Origin of the sequence: Burkholderia sp. 4NA327C6 (genome assembly GCF_005502655.1) — a bacterium.
In the GTDB taxonomy this organism is placed as follows: domain Bacteria; phylum Pseudomonadota; class Gammaproteobacteria; order Burkholderiales; family Burkholderiaceae; genus Burkholderia; species Burkholderia contaminans.
Genome location: NZ_SCNZ01000018.1, coordinates 1 through 19,913, shown reverse-complemented (window position 1 = coordinate 19,913; position 19,913 = coordinate 1). Strand labels below are relative to the sequence as shown.

The following is a 19,913-nucleotide window of genomic DNA, read 5'->3' as shown; positions in this document are numbered from 1 at the left end:
ACAGACCAACTCGACGGCACGTCGCATGCGAACGCGAGCACCACGCCAATCATTCGGGGAATGAGTCATATGCGAGGAATTATCCGGGTAGGCGACGTCCATACCCACGGCGGCCGGGTCGAATCCGGAGCCGGAACGAGCAAGGTGATGGGGCGCTCGGTCGCCCGCATCGGCGACGTGTGTTCGTGTCCGATTCACGGTACGTGCACGATTGCCGAAGGCGACGCGGCATTCGAGGTCGAAGGTCGAGACGCTGCCTTCGATGGTCACAAGACTTCATGCGGCGCGACCTTGATTTCTTCACTTCACACTTCCGGGCGAGTTTGAATGCAAAAGACCCGACGCATGACTGCCGAACAGTTCCGTCTGTTGCGCATGCAAAATACACGAATCAAGCCCTTGAACCAGTGGGCCCGGCACGAGATTTTCGTCAAGGGCCGATCGCAGCGGGCTGTGGCGGCGGAAGTCGGCATGACGGGTTCCGCGATGTCGCAGCTTGTACGTAAGGCGTGGCAGCGGTATCTGGATCTACCGGCAAACTGCACGCGCCTCACCACCCTCACGATCACGATCCCGGCCAGATATGAGCCCGCACTCCAGGCATGGGTGCGGGATGCATATCGATTGGCGAATCAGAATGAACAAGATACGGCAACCTGATCGATTCCCGCCCCGGACCGTCTCTCAAACCCAATTCACAACAGCTTTTACGTCACAGGAAGTTTTCGATCATTCCGGATGCGGCCCGGTACGCGACGATCGCGTTGCGTGCCGGCGTGCCGACGCCGTAATTCGGCCCTCAGGCCGGCCGGCATTCCATCCCTGAGACTGGCGGAGAATATCCGGCACCAGCCTTCGCCTCGTGCTGCCCTCGACAGCACGAGGCGAAGCGGCCTCATCGGCGATTCAACGAAAGTTCAGCACAGCGGCGACCACGCCTCCGGCAGGCAAATCGTCGACGTGGCCCGCTCGATCTGCTGCGGCCCGCCCTTGGGCGGCCAAAGCCCTTCCGCATAGTGGCGCGCGCGCAATGCCATGCGCTCCTCCAGGCTCGAGAATCCCCAGATATGGGCAATGCGAGGCGGCCCATCGATCGCGTACAGGTTCGCGACGAGATGCGACGTATAGGCTTCGGCCGGGCCGACGGCCTGCTCCCACGCGGCGATCGTCGGCGCGATCCCGGCCGGTTTGAGCCAGTAGCGGCGAAGTTCGTAGAACCTGCCGAGTTTCGACGGCTCGATCTCGGGCAGGAACGGAAAGAGTTCGTAGGTTTCCATGCTGAGACCCACATGGTCACCGTCGATATTGAACGGCCCGCCGCTCATCAACGCACGACGGCGCTCCTGCCGCAGTTCGTCGACATCGTCGAAGCCTCGCAATACGACGATCTGCCCCAGCTCGCCGATTTCCGAACGCCACGCGCCGAGGAGGCGCCCCGCGGCCCCCGGATCCGATACCCACCGATGCGCACCGGCGGAAACGGCATCCTGCTCCAGCAGCAAACACGACAGCGTTGTCAGTTCATACTGCATGTCGATCATCCCTCGCAAAATGGGCTGCGGACACGTGCATCGCACCCGCTCGCCACATGAAAAATAAATTCCCCCAATCCACATTCCGATAAAACGTTATTCCATATCAAGCTGAATCACCAGCCAACTTTGGATCCTTTTTCCCTTCTGTCCCCCGTATCATTTCTTCCATTCCGAAAGAAACGAGCATGAGAAGGACATGAGCGACACCACCCCGCTGCACTACCTCGACTACGCCGCCACGACGCCCGCCGATCCGCGCGTGATCGAAGCGATGACGGCCTGCCTCGGCTTCGACGGCATCTTCGGCAACCCGGCATCGAGCTCGCACGCCGCCGGCCGGCTCGCGAAAGACAAGGTCGAGCAGGCCCGCGCACAAGTCGCCGCGCTGATCGGCGCGGACGCCGACGAGATCGTCTGGACGTCGGGCGCCACCGAATCGAACAACCTCGCGCTGAAGGGCTATGCGGAAAACGCGACCGGCAAGCGCCACCTGATTACGAGCCGCATCGAGCACAAGGCCATTCTCGATACGATGGCGAACCTGGCGAAGCACGGCGCGTCGGTCACGTTCCTGACGCCCACGCGAGACGGCGAGATCACCGCCGACTCGGTCGCGGCCGCGATCGGCCCCGATACGGGCCTCGTGTCGCTGATGCTCGTGAACAACGAGCTCGGCACGCTGACCGATATTGGCGCAATCTCGCGCATCGTGCATGACGCGGGCGCGCTGCTCCATGTCGACGCCGCACAGGCGCTCGGCAAGACGCCGATCGACGTGCGCGCGCTCGGCATCGACATGCTGTCGATGTCCGCGCACAAGGTGTACGGCCCGAAGGGCATCGGCGCGCTGTTCGTCCGCCGCGACATCGCGCACCGGATCGCCCCTCAGATTCATGGCGGCGGGCATGAGCGCGGCTTGCGTTCGGGCACGCTCGCGACGCACCAGATCGTCGGCATGGGCGTTGCATGCGAACTGGCCGCCGACAAGCTCGACGGCGAAGCCGCACGGATCGCGGCGCTCGGCGCCCGCCTAACGGACGCGCTGGTCGCACTTGGCGACGTCACGCAGAACGCGGCCACGGCACGCCGGATCCCGCACACGCTGAGCCTGACGGTGAACACGCCGGGCTTCTTCCCGTTCATGCTCGGCGAAGCGCTCGCCGTGTCGTCGACGTCCGCATGCAACTCGACCAGCGGCGCACCGTCCCACGTGCTGACCGCGATCGGCCTCGACGCCGAAACGGCGGGCCGCACAGTGCGCGTGAGCTTCGGCCGCTTCACGACGGAGCAGGACGTCGACTTCGCGATCGCCTGTTTCCGCCACGCGATCGAGCAGTGTCGCGCGACGGCGGCGAACGGCTTCTCCGCGTCGCGGCAGATCACGCCGGCCGACCTGAAGGCGATCCGCAATGCCGGCTTCCGCTCGGTCATCTGCAACCGTCCCGACGGCGAAGGCGACGTACATCCGGCATTCGACGAAATCGCCGCGGCGGCCCGCGAACTGGGCATCGAAGCGCGCTACCTGCCGGTCGAGCGCGACGGCATCGGCGATGCGGAGATCGACGCATTCGGTGAGCTGATCGACACGCTGCAGAAGCCGGTGCTCGCGTATTGCCGCAGCGGCAATCGCTCCGGCTTGCTGTGGAGCCGGCTGTCCGCCCGGCGGACGGCCGAAGCCCCGGCCTCTGTCTGATCGATCAGGAACATCGCCCCGCCAGCGCGTGAGCGGCACAGCGTTCGCGAGGAGAACGACATGAAACGGCCGCGCCTCGACATTTCCGCTGCCCGGCGCCGGTGAATTCCGTTACAAGCGCGGCACGCACGACGGCTACTGCTTCGGATACTCCAGTTGCAGCGCTACCCAGCCTGAGGTCGTATCGCCATAGCGTGCCGCGATGTCGTCGAGCACACCGGGCAGCACCGCTTCGCCGCGCCGGTCAGCCGACATCGTCATGCGCGCGTGCCGGACGTTCGCCGGCTGCGCCAGCAACCGCAGCCCGTACTTCGACTCGATCACGCGCGCGTCAGCCGTCGCGACGACGTCACTGCGCCAGGTCCGCGCCCACGCGTCGGCGGTCAACGCAACCGCAAGCTCGTCGAACCCGGTTTCTACCGGAAGATCGAACGTCTCGTGCCGCCAGAGCGCGACGCGGTTCGTCAGCGCGACCGCCACCGCACGCGCAGTCAACGCAAACCGGCTACCGTCGTGAACGTCACTCCATGCGTGCACGCCGACGCGCCGCGCAGTCTCGCGCGCCGCTGCCGGCCCGGCCAGCGCATCCACCAACGCCAGCGAAGCGGGAATCGACGCCGATACGCCGGTCGTCGTCATGACGTTGCCGTCCATCACATAGCGGCGATCGTCGACCCACGCCGTATCGGCAAAGCGCCGGCGCAGGCCGTCGCGCGCATACCAGTGGGACGTCGCCGTGCGCTGCTGCAACAGGCCCGCATTCGCGAGCACTTCCGCGCCCTCGCAGATCGCCACCATCGTTGCGCCGGCAACGGCCTGCTTGCGCAACCATGCCAGTACGGCCGGGCCGTCCGCGCGGTGCAACGCCGGCACGATCACCACGTCGGCCCCCGCAGCGGTCGCGGCATCGAACCGGTCGAACGTCGTATCGGCCAGCATGCGCAGCGCGGGCATCAGTTCGACCTCGCCTTCGTCGGCCGATACGGTGACGACATCGACCGCCCCGGACGCCTTCAGCATCGCGTACGGCACGATGAAATCGGTCGTCTCCGTTCCGGCGTTGTCCGCGACGATCGCCACGAGCGGCCGCGTGCGGCCCGCCTTCGGCGCGCCGATCATGAGCGCTTGTGCGACCGGCGGCGCATCCTCCGCCACCGCAGGCACATGCCACCCCGCCGCACACGCGCCCAGCATCGCGCACACGAGCAGCCCTGCCCCGCCTGTCTTCCATCCCCGCATCGTTCACCCGCATCCGTCGATTGCATGTCCGGAAAATTACAAGGATCATGCTCGCGGTCACAAGGACAACTCCACCGCACTTTCCGCCATGTCCCAGTCAACCTGCCCGGCGCGCGACATCGTCGTCGTCGGCTTCGAAGGCGTCCAGTCGCTCGACGTCACGGGCCCGATGGAAGTGTTCGCGGTCGCGAACCGTCACCTTCCCGGCCATGCCGTGCCGTACCGGCTCACGCTCGCGTCGCAACACGGGGACGACATCGTCACGCACGCGGGCCTGCGCCTCGCCGGCACGGCCGCGCTCGCGGCGCTGCCCGAGCGGATCGACACGATCATCGTCGCCGGCGGCAATGAAGCGGCGCTGCGCCACGCCGCGTCGGAAGCCGGCGTGCTGCCGTGGCTGCGCACGCGGATCGCGGACACGCGGCGCATCGCGAGCATCTGCACGGGTGCGTTCGTGCTGGCCGCCGGCGGATGGTTGGACGGCAGGCGCGCGACCACACACTGGAACCAGTGCGCGATGTTGCAGGCGCTGTGTCCCGACGCGCGGATCGAACCGGACGCGATCTACGTCAGCGATCCGCCGTTCCATACGTCGGCCGGCGTGACGGCCGGCATCGATCTGTGTCTTGCACTCGTCGAGGCGGATTGCGGTGCGCCGACCGCGCTCGCGGTCGCACGCGAACTCGTGCTGTTCATGCACCGTCCCGGCGGACAGGCGCAGTTCAGCGTCGGGCTCGGCACGCTGGCCAACGCGACGCCGCGCATGCGCACCCTGCTCGCCGAGATCGCCGACGATCCGGCCGGCGATCTCGGCGTCGCCGCACTGGCCGCGCGGATGCACATGAGCGAACGCACGTTTGCGCGCAATTTCCTCAAGGAGACCGGACGATCGCCCGCGCAGTTCGTCCTGGCAGCACGCGTCGAGCGCGCGAAAGCGCTGCTGGAGCGGGCCGACTGGCCGCTCGAACGCATCGCCGAGCGGTCGGGATTCGGCAGCGTCGACGCGCTGCAGCGCGCGTTCGCGAAACAGGTCGGCGTATCGCCGCGCGACTATCGCGCCCGCTTCGGATCGCGACGCGACATGTCGCAAACGGAGTAGGCCGTCCCCGGTTCCCGCGTGCGTCCGGGGCGGCTTGCCTGGCGGCGATCCGGCGATCCGGCGATCCGGCGATCCGGCGATCCGGCGACCGCCCGTCGCCGCCGCCGCGCATCCGTCACGCGCCCGGTCCTCCCGGCGACGAGACGGTGCGACGAGCCCTGTTCCGGTGCATCAGTCCGGTTTTTTACTGGATTGCCGAAATCTGATAGAGCCGGGAGATTTGATTTCATACCGTTCACGCATCGGACTGGAAAGCGATGACCGCTCGACACGGCATCGCGAGCCGCCGACGAATCCCAGGAGCGGGCCGGCTTGCCTGGCCCGGGCGGCGATGACGGTCCTGCCACGCAGGACATTCGTGACGGAGCGACCATGGATGCAAAACTCCAGCCTGATTCAGGCACCGACAGTGACGTAAGCCTGCTGCACAAGATGGGCTATGCGCAGGAACTGTCGAGACGTATGAGCGGTTTCTCGAACTTCGCGGTGTCGTTTTCCGTGATCTGCATCCTGTCGGGCGGCATTACCGCGTTCCAGCTCGCGTTTTCCGCCACCGGCGGCGCGTCGATCGGCCTCGGCTGGCCGTTGGGCTCGCTGTTCGCGCTGATCGTCGCGGTGTCGATGTCGCAGATCGCGTCCGCGTTTCCGACGGCCGGCGGCCTCTATCACTGGGGCGCGATCCTCGGCGGGAAGAAATGGGGGTGGATGACCGCGTGGCTCAACCTGCTCGGCCTGATCTTCGTGATCGCCGCGATCAATTTCGGCACCTACGATCCGTTCTTCAAGACGCTGATCGCGCCGATGTTCGGCGTCAGCCCGGACAGCCTGACCTGGTGGCATCAGACGGCATTCATCGCGTTCATCACGATCTCGCAGGCAATCCTGAATGCGCGCGGCATCCGGATCGCGAGCAGGATCACCGACCTGTCGGGCTATCTCATCTTCGTGGTGACGATCGCGCTCGTGGTGTCGCTGCTCGTCTACTCGCCGGTCGCGTTCGATGCGCATCGGCTGGTGACGTTCACCAATTTCACCGGCGTCGACGGCGGCGCATGGCCGAAGCAGGCCACGCCGCTCGCGTTCCTGTCCGGCCTGCTGCTCGTGACCTACACGATCACCGGCTTCGATGCTTCCGCGCACACGTCGGAAGAGACGCACGACGCGGCCAAAAACGTGCCGCGCGGCATCATCGGATCGGTGTTCTGGTCCGCGGTGTTCGGCTACGTGATGGTGTGCGCGTTCGTGCTGGTGATGCCCGACCTGACCGCCAGCATGAAGCAGGGCACCGGATTTTTCGAAGCGATTCTCGCGCCGATTCCGAAGACGCTGCGCGTCACGCTCGAACTCGCGATGTTCTTCATCAACTACGTGTGCGGGCTCGCCGCGATCATGTCGACGTCGCGGATGGTGTACGCCTTTGCACGCGACGGCGGGCTGCCGGCGTCGAAGCTGCTGCGCAGCGTGAACCCGACGCACCGGACGCCCGGCCCCGCGATCTGGACATGTGCGGTGCTCGCGATCGTCGTCACGCTGTACGGCGATGCGTTCTCGGTTCTGAGCGCCGGCAGCGCGGTGTTCCTGTTCATCTCGTATGCGATGCCGATCGGCTCCGGGATGCTGGCCGAAGGCCGCTCGTGGACCGACAAGGGCCCGTTTCAACTGGGGATCTGGTCGAAGCCGTGTGCGCTGCTCGCGCTGGTCGGCGCCTGCGTGCTCGCGTACGTCGGCATCCAGCCGCCGAACGAGAAGGTGCTGTACGTGCTCGTCGGTTTCGTCGCGGTGCTGATGGTGATCTGGTATGGCTTCGGCGTGCGCAACACGTTCGCGGGGCCGCCGGTGCTGAAGGACACGCGCAATCTCGACCGCATCCGCGAACTCGAGGCGAACGTCGATCCGACTGTCTGACGCGTTTCGAAGCAGGCTGAAAAAAACCGACTCGCCGGCTTCGTGCCGCGAGTCGGTTTTTTGTCGCAACGTAAAGCGAGAATCAGACGGCGGAGAAGCAGTTGTCGACGAACAGGTGCGTGCCGTTGACGAAACTCGACTCGTCGGACGCGAGGAACAGCGCGGCGGCCGCGACTTCCGACGGTTCGCACAGGCGGCCTTGCTGCACGGCGATCGCTGCCTCGGTCGCGTCGACACCCATCGCCTGCAGATCCCGAAGTTCGCGCATCCCGTGCGGCGTGCGGATGAACCCCGGCGCAAGCGCGTTGCAACGAATGCCGCGGTCGCGATACTCGACCGCTATCGCCCGCGCGAACATGTGGCACGCGCCCTTGGTCGCGTCGTACAGCACTTCGCCCGGTGTCGCGCACACGGCCGAAATCGACGACGTACAGACGATGCTGCCGCGCCCCTTCTCCAGCATCTGCGGCAGCACCGCCTTCGTCATCAGGAACATGCTCTTCACGTTCACGCCCATCAGCCAGTCCCATTCCGACTCCTCGATGTCGAGGAACGGTTTGACGATCAGCGTGCCGGCGTGGTTGAACAGGATGTCCGCGTTGCCGTACTGCTCACGCGCGGCGCTCACGGCCTGCTGGACGTCCGCCTGTTTCGACACGTCGGCGCCGAGGCCGATCGCCTGCAGGCCCGCGTCGCGCAGCCGGGACGCAAGCGTTTCGGCTGCGTCGCCGTCGCGGTCGACGATCGCGACCTTCGCGCCCTGGGCGGCGAACAGTTCTGACGCCGCGCCGCCGCAGCCGCCGGCGCCGCCGCTCACGATCGCGACCTTGCCGGCCAGGCGGCCGTCAATCTTGACATTCATGCTTCGTTCTCCAGTCTGGTTCGTTCGGTCTGCTCAACTGAACAGCGTCCGCAGGTGATCGTTGAGGAAGGTGCCTTCGGGGTCCACGCTGCGGCGCAGCGCGCGGAACGCTTCGGCCTTGGGGAACCAGCGATCGACATCCTCGCGGTTCGTGAAATGCAGCTTGCCCCAGTGAGGACGCGAGCCGTAGTCGCGCAGGATCGTGTCGACGTCCTTCAGGAACGGCCAGTAGTCGACACCGTTCGGCCCGCCCGAGCATGAAATCGTGACGCTGTCCTGGTGGTTGAACGGGCTGATCCACGCCGGATCGCCCTTCGTGAAGCGGTATTCGACCGGGAAAATACAGTCGCGGTGTTTCGTGAGGATGAGCTCGCGCACGCGGCGCAGCGCCTCCTTGCCGTGGTGCGCGGGCACCGCGTACTCGAGCTCGTGGAAGTTCGGCACGTAGTGGATCGCGTACACCTCCGAGCTGTAGGCGATCTTCTCGTGCTCGCCTTCATGGAACGTGCGCGCGTCGGTGACATCCATCACCTTGATCTCGCACACGTCGTAGTCCTTCTTCGAATTCGACACCTTCGTGGTGTCGGGCAGGCAGTAGAGATCGCGGCTGGCGGAGGTCGGGCACCAGAAGAAGCCGAAGTGCCGGTGCTTCGCGGCCAGGTCGTCGTATTGCTCCATCAGCGCGTCGAAGTCCTCGCGCCACACGCGGTCGTGCAGCCAGAACGCATCGGTCACCTGCAGCGTGATCTCCGACACCACGCCGAACATCCCGATGTTCACCTGGGTCGCATGCAGCAGGTCGAGGTCCTGCCGGTCGCTGACCTGCATGATCGAGCCGTCCGGGCGCACGATGCGCATCCCGACGACCTGCGACGACAGGTTGCTCAGCGTCGCCCCCGTGCCGTGCGTGCCGGTGGCCAGCGCACCGGCAATCGCCTGCGAATCGATGTCGCCCTGGTTGACCAGCGACAGGCCGAGTTCCTTCAGGTGGCGCGTCACCGCATTGATCTTCGTGCCGGCCTTCACGGTCACGCGCTTGCGTGCTTCGTCGACATCGACGATGCCCTGGTAATCCTGCAGCGACAGCAGCAGGCCGCTGGTGGCCACCACGGGCGTGAACGAGTGCCCCGACCCCGCGCATCGCACGTGCTTGCCTTGCCGCGCCGCGGCATGCACCAGCGCCGCGATCTCGTCCTCGCTCGCCGGCGATGCCAGGTGCGCGGCCATGCACGACTGATTGCCGACCCAGTTTCTCCAGAATCCGCCACGGGGAAGTTCCATCACCGTCTCTCCAGCGTCGTATTGGTGCCAACGATAGGGTGCCGAAAGGTTTTCCACTATCGGATTTCGGCAAGTCAGGGTTTTGGCGAGGCGACGCCCATCCGGCACATTTTTGACCGGCGCGGCGAGCGACTAGAATGAATCGATCCGGCCCGCCCGTTCCCGTCCTCCGCCCTCCGCCCTCGATGACGCCGTCTGCCCATCCGAGCGATTTCTCCGGCAACGCGCTGTTCGCGCGAACGGTCACGTTCTGCGCGTTTACCGACGTGGAGGAGCAGGCGCGCTCGTTCGACGGCTGGAACATGAACTACACGCAGATCTCGGGCGGGAGGTTTCATGGCTCGTCGTCGATCGTGTCGCTGGGCGGCATCAAGCTGCTGGTCGAGGATCTCGACAAGGTCATCCTGCAGCAAGGCGCGGTGCCGACGGAGCGGATCGCCGTGGCCGTGCCGCTGGAACTGGAAGGGCATGCGCGCCTGTGCGGCGAGAAGAGCGGGCGCGACAGCCTGCACGTGTTTTCCAGCCAGCCGCAATTCGAGTTCTATTCGCCCGACCGCCATCTGCTCGTGAACGTCGAAATCGAGCCGGAGAAACTGTCGACGCAGGCGCTGCGCTCGGTGGCCGCGTCGCTGCGCGCGCAAACCCACGCGCCGGTGATCCCGATGGCGACCGGTGTGGCCGATCACCTGCGCGACCTGCTGCGCCAGACACTGGCCGCCGCCGTCAGGACCACACGCGTCGACGACGCGACGACGCAGGACAGGATCGAACTGCTCGAACGCACCGTGCTGTACGCGATCTCGGAAGTGATGACGGCCGCCACGCCGGAAGCCGGCGCACAGATCGTGCGCCCGACGAAATACTGGTCGCTGGTCAATGCGGTGCGGGAGCGGCTGCAGGATGCGTCGACCTGCCCGCTGTCGATCGCCGAGCTGTGCGTGGAACTCGGCGTCAGCCGGCGCACCGCGCAATACGCGTTCCAGGATACGTTGAACCTGAACCCGATCGCGTACCTGCGGGCCGTGCGGCTGAACCACGTGCGCCGCGAGCTTCGGCTCGGCGGCTCCGTGACGTCCGCGGCCACCAAGTGGGGCTTCTGGCACCTGAGCAGTTTTGCGCAGGACTATCGCGCGATGTTCGGCGAACTGCCGTCGGCCACCGCGAAGCGCTGCGCGCGCCAGGCCCTCTAGCGCCTGTCGTTCCCCCTGTCGTTCACCTTCCGGCGGCCAGTGCGCAGGAGTCCGCACCGGCCGCCGCCCTGCCTGCTACGTCACTCGTCCTGCTGTTCCTGCTGCGCCTGCACCTGCCGCTGCTGGATGAACTGCCGCACATCGCTCATCGTCACGCGGCCGGTGTGCTTCGCATCGATCTCGTCGAAGTGCTTCGACACGAAGCCGAGACCGCTGCTCTGCGCCTGCGCCTTCGTCACGGCCGCACCGTTGCTCAGCACCGTATTGGCGCCGAGCCGCGCATCGACACGCTGCTGCGCCTGCTGCTGCAGCGTCGCGCCGGTCGACGGCAACACCGGCGCCGCTTTCGTGGCCGGAAAGAACGGACCGTCGACACCGCGCCCGCCGTGCGGCAGCTTCACCGGCGCGACCGCCTGCGGCGGCAACGCGTAGGCACTGCTCGTCACGGCACCGAGGACGATCAACGGAGACATACGCCGCATCAATTTGATTAGGGACATGATCACTCGCATTCAATGGATGAATAGAGGGTTCCTTTGACAAGGAGTCCGTCGCTCTGGGTCGCTCACGGGGCCGCAGCCAGCGTCGTTCCGGCGGTCGCGCCCGGGACGCTGCCGGTCGGTACGCTGGGCGGGTTTTCATCCGGCCACGGCGGCGGCAGCGTGTGCAGCGTCAGCGCCGTCGGAATCCGCGCCCCCTTGTAGAACGTCTTCAGGTCCCGCTTCATCTGCGGACGGGCGACGTCGTCCAGGTAGATCATGTGGCCGCCCTGGAAGAAGTTCACCTGCAGCTTCGGATTCAGGCAATTCACCGTCTGCAGCCGCGCGAGTTGCTTCTCGGTGTTGAAGAACGGCGTCGCGAGATCGTGGAAGCCGTTCTCCGCGAGCACGCGAAGCTTCGGGTTGAGCTGCAGCGCACCGAGCAGATCGGGGATCGTGTCGGGCATCGGCTGGCCGTCGTGCGTGAAGTCCCAGACGCCGATGATGTTGTCGTTCAGCGGCAGGTACGTCGCGTTCGGTGCGGTGTAGCCGAGGTAATCCGGCATCTGCGTCGCGAGCGCGTTCGTGAACGGCTGCGAAATCAGGATGTCGGACGGGTCGCCGTCGTTCTGCAGGCGCGGATCGGAATTCGGCAACGACACGCGTCCGTCATACCGGCCGATCGTCGTGCCGGGCAGCAGGCTCGTGCCGAACGGATTCGCGTTGAAGTAGCCGCGCAGCGCCTGCTGCGTGAGGCTCGACGGGATCGACCACAGCCTGAGCGTCGCGTCGCTCGGGAACACCGGCGTGCCGAGCGCATCCGGAATGCCGAGCTGGCTCAACACCCACGACTGCGAGTACTTCTGCAGCTGGTTGTAGATCAGCGTCGTGAACAGTTCCGTCTGGAATGCGTACAGATCCTGGTTCACCGGTGCCGGCGAAACCTGGTTGAAGTACGCCGCGACCGCCGCATAGCCCGGCAGGTAGCCGGCCACGGTATCGGTCTCGAGCAGCAGCCCCTCCGTCGACTGCGTGATCGCCACGGCTTCCACCGCATCCGCGAAGTAGTTCAGGATCGCCGACTGCAGCACGATGCCCGTCAGGTGCACGCCGGCCGATTCGAGCGCCAGCGCGAGCATGTCGGTACGCGGCGTGCCGTACGATTCGCCGTACAGGTAGATCGGTGACGTGCCGCGGCTGTTGACGTTCAGGTAGCGCTGGATGAAGTCGCGCATGATGTTCACGTCCGCATCGGAACCCCAGTACTTCTGGTTGGTGTTCGGCAACACGGCTTCCGACAGCCCGGTGCCGGGCGGGTCGATGAAAACGAGGTCGGTGGTGTCGATCAGGCTTTCGGCGTTGTCGACGAGCGGATAGTTCGGCCAGTTGCTGCCGAACAGCGGATCGGGCGTGGCCACGCGGGTCGGCGCGAACGAGCCGAGCCGCAGCCAGATCGACGACGAGCCGGGGCCGCCGTTATAGACGAACGTGACCGGGCGCGGCTTGCCGTTCGTGCTCGGCGCGGTGTATGCGACATACGACATCGACGCTTCCGCATTGCCGTTCGCGTCCTGCGCGGTCAGGTGGCCGGTGGTCGTCGTGTAGTTGATGGTCGTGCCGCCGTTTTTCCACTGGTAATGCATGACGGCGGTTTTCTCGGACACCTGCCCGGGTGCCAGGCCGTCGGTCGCATTCATCGAATACGCGACCGGGTCGACGTACGGCTGGTTGGCCGGCGTCTGCCCGGCCGCCTGTTGCGCGCTGGCCTGCTGGCTGGCGGTGGCCTGCGCGAGGCTCGACGCACCGACGGACGACGAATCGTCGCCGCCGCATGCCGCGAGCGCCAGTGTCATGACGGTCAATGCACCTAGCCCGGCCAACCGGCCGTGACGGCCACGGCGGCTGCCGGTACAGCTCCTGTCTGGTTTCATCTCTGTCCTTTGGTTCGGATACCGCATCACAAAGGCCGCCAACGCCTGCGAAACGCGCAGGCCGACCCGCCACTCGCGTTGCACGGTCGGCAGTCGGCGGTTGGGGATTGGACTTCTAAGAGACTGAACTTGATACAGACACAGCAAACTGCTGGCGAGAATGGTGCTCGGACGCCCCCTGCAGTCTGGACAACTTTTATATGACCCAAATTTACGACAACACAAAAATAGGCGGTGCTGCGCCGCGTTGTCAAAGATCATTCGGATATTAAAAAACCCGCAATGATGCTAATGGCGGACAGTGTCTGGCAATTGAAAGAAAACGGGATTATGCGTGCATTGCACGCTCCATCGACACTAATCGGCCGAATCCGCCGCTTTTGTCGCACAAGCGGCGATCCTTTACCGGTGTTGATGTTGCGTCTCGAAAGCCTTCAGATCTCCGGAATTATTCTTTCATTTTAATTATCCGGAATCGATTAATTCAGCGTGACGGCAGGCGTGGACTGCCATTCAATGATTCAAGTCACTTCAATCATTCTTCAATCGCTGCGCTTATCCGCATCGCGTCATCCATAAAATACCGATTTTCCCAATCCTCAAAAAATCAGCGGAATTATTTACCCTTTCTCCTGCCGGCGCTTCCGGTCGGAATGAAGCGCGACATGCAGCCTCGCCGCACGCCGCGATTCTTCCGCCTTCAATCCGCCGTTACTTCCCTCCGCCCGGCAGCGCGATATCGATCAGCACCGGATCGTGATCCGACGAACGATACGCATCCGGCGCGTAGAACGTCTTCTGCTGCTCCGCCGACTTATACGCGAGCGTGTACTGCAGCGCGAGCGGCTCGTCCGCGTTGATGTGCCATTCGTGCACGGCCTTCACGTGCGACGCGAGCGGCAGCGTCGCGAGCGCGTGATCGAGATAGCCGGCTTCGCCGTTGTACACGTAGCTGTACGCATTCGCGCCGATCCAGCGCGCGACGAGGTTGCGGTAGCCGCGCGATTCGAGCGTGCGGATCGGGTCTTCGTACGTGTAGCTGTTGAAGTCGCCGATCAGCAGCACGCCCTGGCCTGCGACGCCCGTCGGGTTGCCGGCGAGCCAGTCGGCCACCTTCGCCGCCGCGCGCGTGCGGGTCGGGTTCCAGCAGCCCTGGCCGTCGCCCTGGTCGAGATCGTCGTTCGCGGCGTCCGGGCAGTTCTTCGACTTCAGGTGGTTCACGGCCACCGTCAGCGACTGCTTGTTGCCGTTGACCAGCCGGAACGACTGCGCGAGCGGCTGGCGGTTCTTGTCGTCGATCGCGAGCGTGGCCGCGCGGCCGACCGGTTCGACCTTGCGGCTGTCGTAGATCATCGCGACCGTGATCGCATCGCCACCGAGGCGCGACACGCCCGGATCGACGACACGCCATTGGGTGCCGAGCTTCGCCGCGAGCTGGCGCACGGCGCTCAGTTCGCCGTAGCCGTTGTTCTGGATTTCCATCAGGCCGATCACGTCGGCGTCGATCGCCTTCAGCGCGCTGACGATCTTCGCTTCCTGGCGCTGGAATTCCTGGAAGTTCTTCGCACCGCGATTGTTCGGATCGTCGAAACCGCCGCCGAGACCGTTGCCGTTGAAGTAGTTCAGGACGTTGAACGACGCCACGCGCAGGTTCGATTTCGGATCGCGCGCCGGTGCTTGGGTGCGCGGGTTCGTGCGCGCGTCGAATGCCGGCACGGCCGCGCCCGGCAGCGGCTGCACGCGCCATGCGCCGTAGCGCACTTCGAGCAAGCCTTCGACGTCGCGCACCGTGTAGCCCGCGCGCAGCGTGTTCGCGGCCGACAGGCCCGGCGCCGGGTACGGCACGGTCGCGGGGTTCTGCTTGTTCGAGCCGTCGTCGAGGATCAGCCGGTTGCGTGCGTTCGCCTCGATCTGCGTTTGCGCCTGGGCGGGCGGCACGACGCTCGTCGGCGTGCGCAGGCGGCCGTTGCTGAGCATCACGCTGCCGTAGCGGCCGAGTTCGTAGTTGTCGGTGACGTTCAGCGTCTGCGGCAGGCGCACCCGCATCCCTTCATACGCGGCGAACGTGTTCGGGCTGTCGACCGGCAGCGTGAGCGTCACGGGCGTGACGGTCTGGTTGTTCGCGCACACCGCGATCGCCCCCGACTGCGTGAGCTGCGTCTGGCCGTATTTCTCCTCGACCTTGCCCGTCACGTGCACGAGGTCGCCCGCTGTCGCACGCACCTTCGGCGCGTAGACGAACAGCCCTTCGGACACGCCCGGCTGGTTGCGGCGCTGCGCGTCGGCCTGCTGGACGAAGAAGCCGCCGAAGCCGTCCGTGCCGCCGAAATCGGCGGTGACGACCGCTTCGATCGACACGTTCTGGCCGGCGAGCGGCGACGGCGCGCCCGGCCCCTGGATATCGGCGATCGGCGTCGTGCTGCCGCCGCAGTTCGCGCTGACGGGCGCGGCAGTGGCGGCGAAAACCGGCGCGGCGAGCGTCGGGAGCAGCAATAGCGGGGTGAAGAGGCGGATTGTCGAGCGCATGACGGGGAATCCCGGTTGTGAGGGTGGCGAAAGCTTAGCGGCGCTCAATGACAGTTTTTGGTAATCGCGAGACAGGTTGATGTAATTATCGTGATCGCGCTGCGATCGCCGTCGAGCGCACGTTTGCACCTGAAAAAGCGGGGAAATCGTCTGATGAAAATCCGCCGTGAACGAGGCGACTCCCCCGCGGGCCTTCGCTGCCGCTGCGTCGCGCCGCCCCGCTACACCGTGCCCGGCAACGCGCTCGACACGAGCACCGCCGCGACCATCAGCACGCCGCCGAGCACGACCGCCTCGATCCTCAGCACTGTGCCGAACCGTTTCAACGCGCTGGCCGGCATCGAGGCGGCCGGATCGTTCAACGCGGCCAGCAAAGTCGGCATCCCGAAGAAGCGGTTGTGTCCGCCGAGCGCTGCGGCGATCAGCACGAGCGCGAGTTTCAACAGCAGGATCTGCCCGTACGCCGACGCGAGCAGGTTGGCGGGCGTATCGACGCCGCGCCAGCCGTTGTACGCGCCGGTCGCGAACAGCACGATCAATGCGCAGGTCGACGCATCGGACAGCGACTGCACGAACGATGCGCCGGTCTTGCGCTCGCTTGCGGGCATGCCGACGAGCCTCGGCATCACGCCGACTGCCGTCACGAGCACGAGCCCGACCCATGCGCTGATCGCCAGCAGATGCAGCCAGTCGATCCACACCGGCACGCTGAACAACCCGGCATCCACCGGATGCCCGCCGTTGCTGCGCGCGAGTGCGACGCAGGCGAGCGCGGCCCACATCGCGAACCGCAAGCGCGTGTCGTTCCCGCGCCGGACAAACGACAGCACCACCACGACGAGCATGAACCCCGCGCCGGCCAGCCACGCATGACCGAACCCGGTGCCCGCGAGCATCGAGCAGACGGCCGGCCCCGCGTCGAGCAACGACACCTCGCTCATCAGCGCGCAGTGCGCCCAGAACGCGGTGATGCTCGCGACCAGCGATACGACGGACGCGATGCGCAGCGTCGCGACGAGCCGCCGCCCGATGCCGCGCTGCCACGCGGATGCGCCGTGCGCGAGCCAGTGGCGGCCGAGCAGCGCGCCGACGACGACGGCGAACCCGGCGTTCTGGATCGCCACCGACACGAGCCGCAGGAGACCGACGAGGCCGTCGTTCACCCCTTCACCCGGAACGTATAGGTGCCCTTCGTGCGATGCGCGTCGGCCGTCATCGCCGCCCACTGCACCGTGTACGCGCCGGGCGCGAGCTTCGGCATCGCGAGCGTCATCACGCGCGGGTTCGCCGCATCGACCTTCGCCGTGTCCTGCGTGACGGCGTTGCCGTTCGCATCCGCTACCTTCACCGAACTGAACGCCGGTTCGAGGTCTTCGTTGAAGGTCAGCCGCACCGTGTCGGGCGCGATGTCGACCGTGCTGCCCGTCGCCGGCGCGGCACGTTCCAGCTTGCCGTGCGCGGCTGCCGCGAGCGGTGCCGCAGCGAGCATCGCGCCGGTCGCGACGATCGCGGCCAGCCGCGTGAGGTTCGTCATCTTCATGTGCACGCTCCGCGTCACGGCTTCTTCAGTTCGACGACGGTCAGCGCGCCGCCCACGTCTTCCGCGACGAAGTCGATCTTGTCGCCCGCTTTCACCTGCGACAGCATCGCCGGGTCCTTCACCTTGAACACCATCGTCATCGCGTCCATCCCGAGGTTGTCCAGCGGGCCGTGCTTGATCGTCAGCTTGCCGGCGGCCGTGTCGACCTTGCGGATTTCGCCGTGCGACATGCCCTGTTGCGCCGCGGCTGCCTGCGTCGCGCCGCCGCTCATGTCCATGCCGGCCACGTCGCCGGCCGCGTAGGACGCCGCGGAAAACGCCAATGCACAACCCGTTGCCATCAAACCCAGTCCCTTCTTCATCGTGTCGACTCCCGAATAAATGAAACGAAACCGGCGGCTGCATTCACGCAGCCGCCGTATGCTGCTGCTCAACCGTCCGGCAGTTCGCCGGTGTACTCGTACGCGACGGTCCCCTTCGGATGCCGGAACCAGCCCGGATCGCGATAGTCGTTGCGGCCGAGCCCCTGCCGCACCTTGCAGACCGTGAACATGCCGCCCATCTCCAGCGGCCCGAACGGGCCCGTGCCCGTCATCATCGGCAGCGTGTTGTCGGGCAACGGCATCTCCATGCCGCCCATCGCACCGCCCGTGCTGCCCATCGCCATGTAGTCGGGCACGAGCTTGCCGATGCGCTGCGCGAGATCCTTCTGCGGCACGCCGATCAGGTTCGGCACCTGGTGGCCCATCGCATTCATCGTGTGATGCGACTTGTGGCAGTGGAACGCCCAGTCGCCCGGGCGATCGGCGGTGAACTCGATCGCGCGCATCTGGCCCACCGCGACATCGGCCGTCACTTCCGGCCAGCGCGCAGCCGGCGGAATCCACCCGCCGTCGGTGCCCGCGACTTCGAAGCTGTAGCCGTGCAGGTGGATCGGATGGTTCGTCATCGTCAGGTTGCCGAATCGAATCCGCACGCGGTCGCCCGCTCGCACCGGCAGCGGGTCGATGCCCGGGAACACGCGCGAGTTGAAGGTCCACATGTTGAAGTCCGTCATCTCGTTCACGCGCGGCGTGTAGCTGCCCGGATCGATGTCGTACGCGGCGAGCAGGAACACGAAATCGCGATCGACCGGCATCGTGCCGCGATCCTTCGGGTGCACGATGAACATGCCCATCATCCCCATCGCCATCTGCACCATCTCGTCGGCGTGCGGGTGATACATGAACGTGCCGTGCGCTTCCAGCTGGAACTCGTAGACGAAGGTCTTGCCGGGCGGGATATGCGGCTGCGTCAGGCCGCCGACGCCGTCCATCCCGTTCGGCAGCCGCAGCCCGTGCCAGTGGATCGTCGTGTGCTCGGGCAGCCGGTTGGTCACGAAGATCCGCACCTTGTCGCCTTCGACGGCCTCGATCGTCGGGCCCGGCGACTGGCCGTTGTAGCCCCACAGGTTCGCGTTCATGCCGGGCGCCATCTCGCGCACGACGGGCTCGGCCGTCAGGTGGAACTCCTTCCAGCCGTTCTTCATCCGCCACGGCAGCGTCCAGCCGTTCAGCGTCGCGACGGGCGTGTAGGGACGGCCGTTCGGCGGCACGAGCGGCGGCTGGGTCGCCGCTTTCGCCATCGTGGGCGCTTCGGGCAGCGACGCGGCGCCGGCCTTGCTGACCATTGCGGCGCCCAGCAGCGCGGCGCCCGAGCCGCTGAGAAATTGTCGACGGGACACCATGTCAATGACCTTCCGGATGCGGTTGCGTCGCGGGCGTCGGTTGCGCCGCGGGGGTCGATGCCCGCTGCGGCGCAGCGTCGGCGTTTGAAGCGGGTTCGGGTTGGGTCGGTTGCGTCGTACGCGGCGTGGCATGGCCGGACGGCAGCCGGCCCCCGACGGCCATCTGCAGATCGGTTTCGGCGAGCCAGTAGTCCTTCAGCGCATCGATGTAGCCGTTGACCGCGCCGACCTGTTCGCGCGCATCGGCGAGCAGTTCGAACACGCTCGCGAGCATCCCGTTGTAGCGCAGCAGCAGTTCGTCGGAGATCGTCTTGCGCAGCGGCACGACTTCGTCGCGGTAGTGGGTCGCGACGTCGTAGCTCGTCACGTATGCCGCATACGATTCGCGCACTTCGGAGCGTGCGTCGATCGCCGTCTTCGCGAGGCGGTTCGCCGATTGCATGTAGACGGCCTCGGCGCGCGCAACCTTCGCGCCGCCCCAGTCGAACAGCGGGATCTCGACGCTGATCTCGTAGCCGTGCTCGTGACCCTTGCCGGTCTCGTAGTTGTTCACGTAACCGAGGTCGACCGCATTGACGAAGCGCGTCGCCTTGCTCAGGCCGAGCGACGACGCGACGCCCTGCGTCTGCAGCTTAGCGGCCTGGATGTCGAAGCGGTTGCTCATCGCGAACCGCTCGAGATCGGGCAGGTTCGGCCGCGCTTTCGGCAGGTCGGGCAGGCGCTCGGGCAGCGCGTACCGCGTGCGTTCACCCCACAGGCCCATCGCACGCGTGAGCTTCTCGCGCGCGGCGACGGCCTGCTGGCGTGCCTTCGCGTGCTGCGCAACCGCATCGGCATGGAACGCCTGCTCGCGCGCGTAATCGAGGCGGCTGAAATTGCCGGCCTGCCGCATGCGCAGCGCGAGTTC

At 66.1% G+C, this 19,913-nt stretch carries 18 protein-coding genes; 6 read left to right on the top strand and 12 right to left on the bottom strand.

Annotation, left to right across the window (positions count from 1 at the left end; all coding sequences use genetic code 11):
- The first annotated feature begins 69 nt into the window (after positions 1 to 69).
- Together FFS49_RS19455 and FFS49_RS19450 are read left to right on the top strand one after the other, a co-directional pair.
- Entirely contained in the window at positions 70 to 327 is a 258-nt protein-coding gene (locus tag FFS49_RS19455) for a PAAR domain-containing protein (RefSeq protein WP_105817429.1), read from the top strand.
- The gene (locus FFS49_RS19450) at positions 328 to 660 is read left to right on the top strand and encodes a TrfB-related DNA-binding protein (protein ID WP_171026788.1); all 333 of its coding nucleotides are present in this window, start codon (positions 328 to 330) and stop codon (positions 658 to 660) included.
- Between the two features lie 257 nt (positions 661 to 917).
- Here the strand turns inward: FFS49_RS19450 and FFS49_RS19445 are convergent, their stop codons facing one another.
- On the bottom strand, positions 918 to 1,532 hold the full coding sequence (locus FFS49_RS19445; protein ID WP_105817431.1) for an NIPSNAP family protein: 615 nt from the start codon (positions 1,530 to 1,532) through the stop codon (positions 918 to 920).
- 199 nt (positions 1,533 to 1,731) lie between these two features.
- On the opposite strand from FFS49_RS19445, the gene FFS49_RS19440 reads away from it, so the two are divergent.
- Positions 1,732 to 3,228: an aminotransferase class V-fold PLP-dependent enzyme gene (locus tag FFS49_RS19440; RefSeq protein WP_105817354.1), complete on the top strand. Its 1,497-nt coding sequence runs from the start codon at positions 1,732 to 1,734 to the stop codon at positions 3,226 to 3,228.
- A gap of 135 nt (positions 3,229 to 3,363) precedes the next feature.
- Here the strand turns inward: FFS49_RS19440 and FFS49_RS19435 are convergent, their stop codons facing one another.
- On the bottom strand, positions 3,364 to 4,467 hold the full coding sequence (locus tag FFS49_RS19435; RefSeq protein ID WP_105817355.1) for a DJ-1/PfpI family protein: 1,104 nt from the start codon (positions 4,465 to 4,467) through the stop codon (positions 3,364 to 3,366).
- 88 nt (positions 4,468 to 4,555) lie between these two features.
- On the opposite strand from FFS49_RS19435, the gene FFS49_RS19430 reads away from it, so the two are divergent.
- Complete coding sequence (locus FFS49_RS19430; RefSeq protein WP_105817356.1) at positions 4,556 to 5,566, top strand: helix-turn-helix domain-containing protein; 1,011 nt, start codon at positions 4,556 to 4,558, stop codon at positions 5,564 to 5,566.
- Positions 5,567 to 5,938: 372 nt separating this feature from the next.
- Positions 5,939 to 7,471 (top strand): amino acid permease, encoded by a 1,533-nt coding sequence (locus FFS49_RS19425; RefSeq protein WP_039354064.1) that lies wholly within the window; start codon positions 5,939 to 5,941, stop codon positions 7,469 to 7,471.
- An 82-nt stretch (positions 7,472 to 7,553) separates the two neighbouring features.
- On the opposite strand, the gene FFS49_RS19420 is transcribed toward FFS49_RS19425, so the two are convergent.
- Positions 7,554 to 8,333, bottom strand: a complete 780-nt coding sequence (locus FFS49_RS19420; RefSeq protein WP_105817357.1) for an SDR family oxidoreductase — start codon at positions 8,331 to 8,333, stop codon at positions 7,554 to 7,556.
- 33 nt (positions 8,334 to 8,366) lie between these two features.
- Positions 8,367 to 9,614, bottom strand: a complete 1,248-nt coding sequence (locus FFS49_RS19415; RefSeq protein WP_105817358.1) for a D-arabinono-1,4-lactone oxidase — start codon at positions 9,612 to 9,614, stop codon at positions 8,367 to 8,369.
- A gap of 185 nt (positions 9,615 to 9,799) precedes the next feature.
- On the opposite strand from FFS49_RS19415, the gene FFS49_RS19410 reads away from it, so the two are divergent.
- Positions 9,800 to 10,804 (top strand): helix-turn-helix domain-containing protein, encoded by a 1,005-nt coding sequence (locus FFS49_RS19410; RefSeq protein ID WP_105817359.1) that lies wholly within the window; start codon positions 9,800 to 9,802, stop codon positions 10,802 to 10,804.
- An 80-nt stretch (positions 10,805 to 10,884) separates the two neighbouring features.
- Here the strand turns inward: FFS49_RS19410 and FFS49_RS19405 are convergent, their stop codons facing one another.
- From FFS49_RS19405 to FFS49_RS19360, 8 genes are all read right to left on the bottom strand, one after another.
- The gene (locus FFS49_RS19405; RefSeq protein WP_046196717.1) at positions 10,885 to 11,316 is read right to left on the bottom strand and encodes a hypothetical protein; all 432 of its coding nucleotides are present in this window, start codon (positions 11,314 to 11,316) and stop codon (positions 10,885 to 10,887) included.
- Between the two features lie 53 nt (positions 11,317 to 11,369).
- A complete protein-coding gene (locus FFS49_RS19400) occupies positions 11,370 to 13,214 on the bottom strand; it encodes a peptidase S10 (protein WP_105817360.1) in 1,845 nt (614 codons plus the stop codon).
- A gap of 711 nt (positions 13,215 to 13,925) precedes the next feature.
- Positions 13,926 to 15,740, bottom strand: a complete 1,815-nt coding sequence (locus FFS49_RS19385; RefSeq protein WP_105817361.1) for an ExeM/NucH family extracellular endonuclease — start codon at positions 15,738 to 15,740, stop codon at positions 13,926 to 13,928.
- 221 nt (positions 15,741 to 15,961) lie between these two features.
- Positions 15,962 to 16,903: a CopD family protein gene (locus FFS49_RS19380; protein ID WP_105817362.1), complete on the bottom strand. Its 942-nt coding sequence runs from the start codon at positions 16,901 to 16,903 to the stop codon at positions 15,962 to 15,964.
- Positions 16,900 to 17,280: a copper homeostasis periplasmic binding protein CopC gene (gene copC / locus FFS49_RS19375; protein WP_039354604.1), complete on the bottom strand. Its 381-nt coding sequence runs from the start codon at positions 17,278 to 17,280 to the stop codon at positions 16,900 to 16,902. The genes FFS49_RS19380 and copC overlap by 4 nt, the downstream gene beginning before the upstream one ends.
- Before the next feature lie 14 nt (positions 17,281 to 17,294).
- Positions 17,295 to 17,642 carry a copper-binding protein gene (locus FFS49_RS19370; RefSeq protein WP_105817363.1) on the bottom strand — a complete coding sequence of 116 codons (348 nt, stop codon included), beginning with the start codon at positions 17,640 to 17,642 and terminating at the stop codon, positions 17,295 to 17,297.
- A 68-nt stretch (positions 17,643 to 17,710) separates the two neighbouring features.
- Positions 17,711 to 19,006, bottom strand: coding sequence for a copper oxidase (locus tag FFS49_RS19365; protein ID WP_039354046.1), 1,296 nt, complete (start codon positions 19,004 to 19,006; stop codon positions 17,711 to 17,713).
- A 1-nt stretch (position 19,007) separates the two neighbouring features.
- The coding region (locus tag FFS49_RS19360; protein ID WP_171026787.1) for a TolC family protein at positions 19,008 to 19,913 on the bottom strand (906 nt) is incomplete at its 5' end.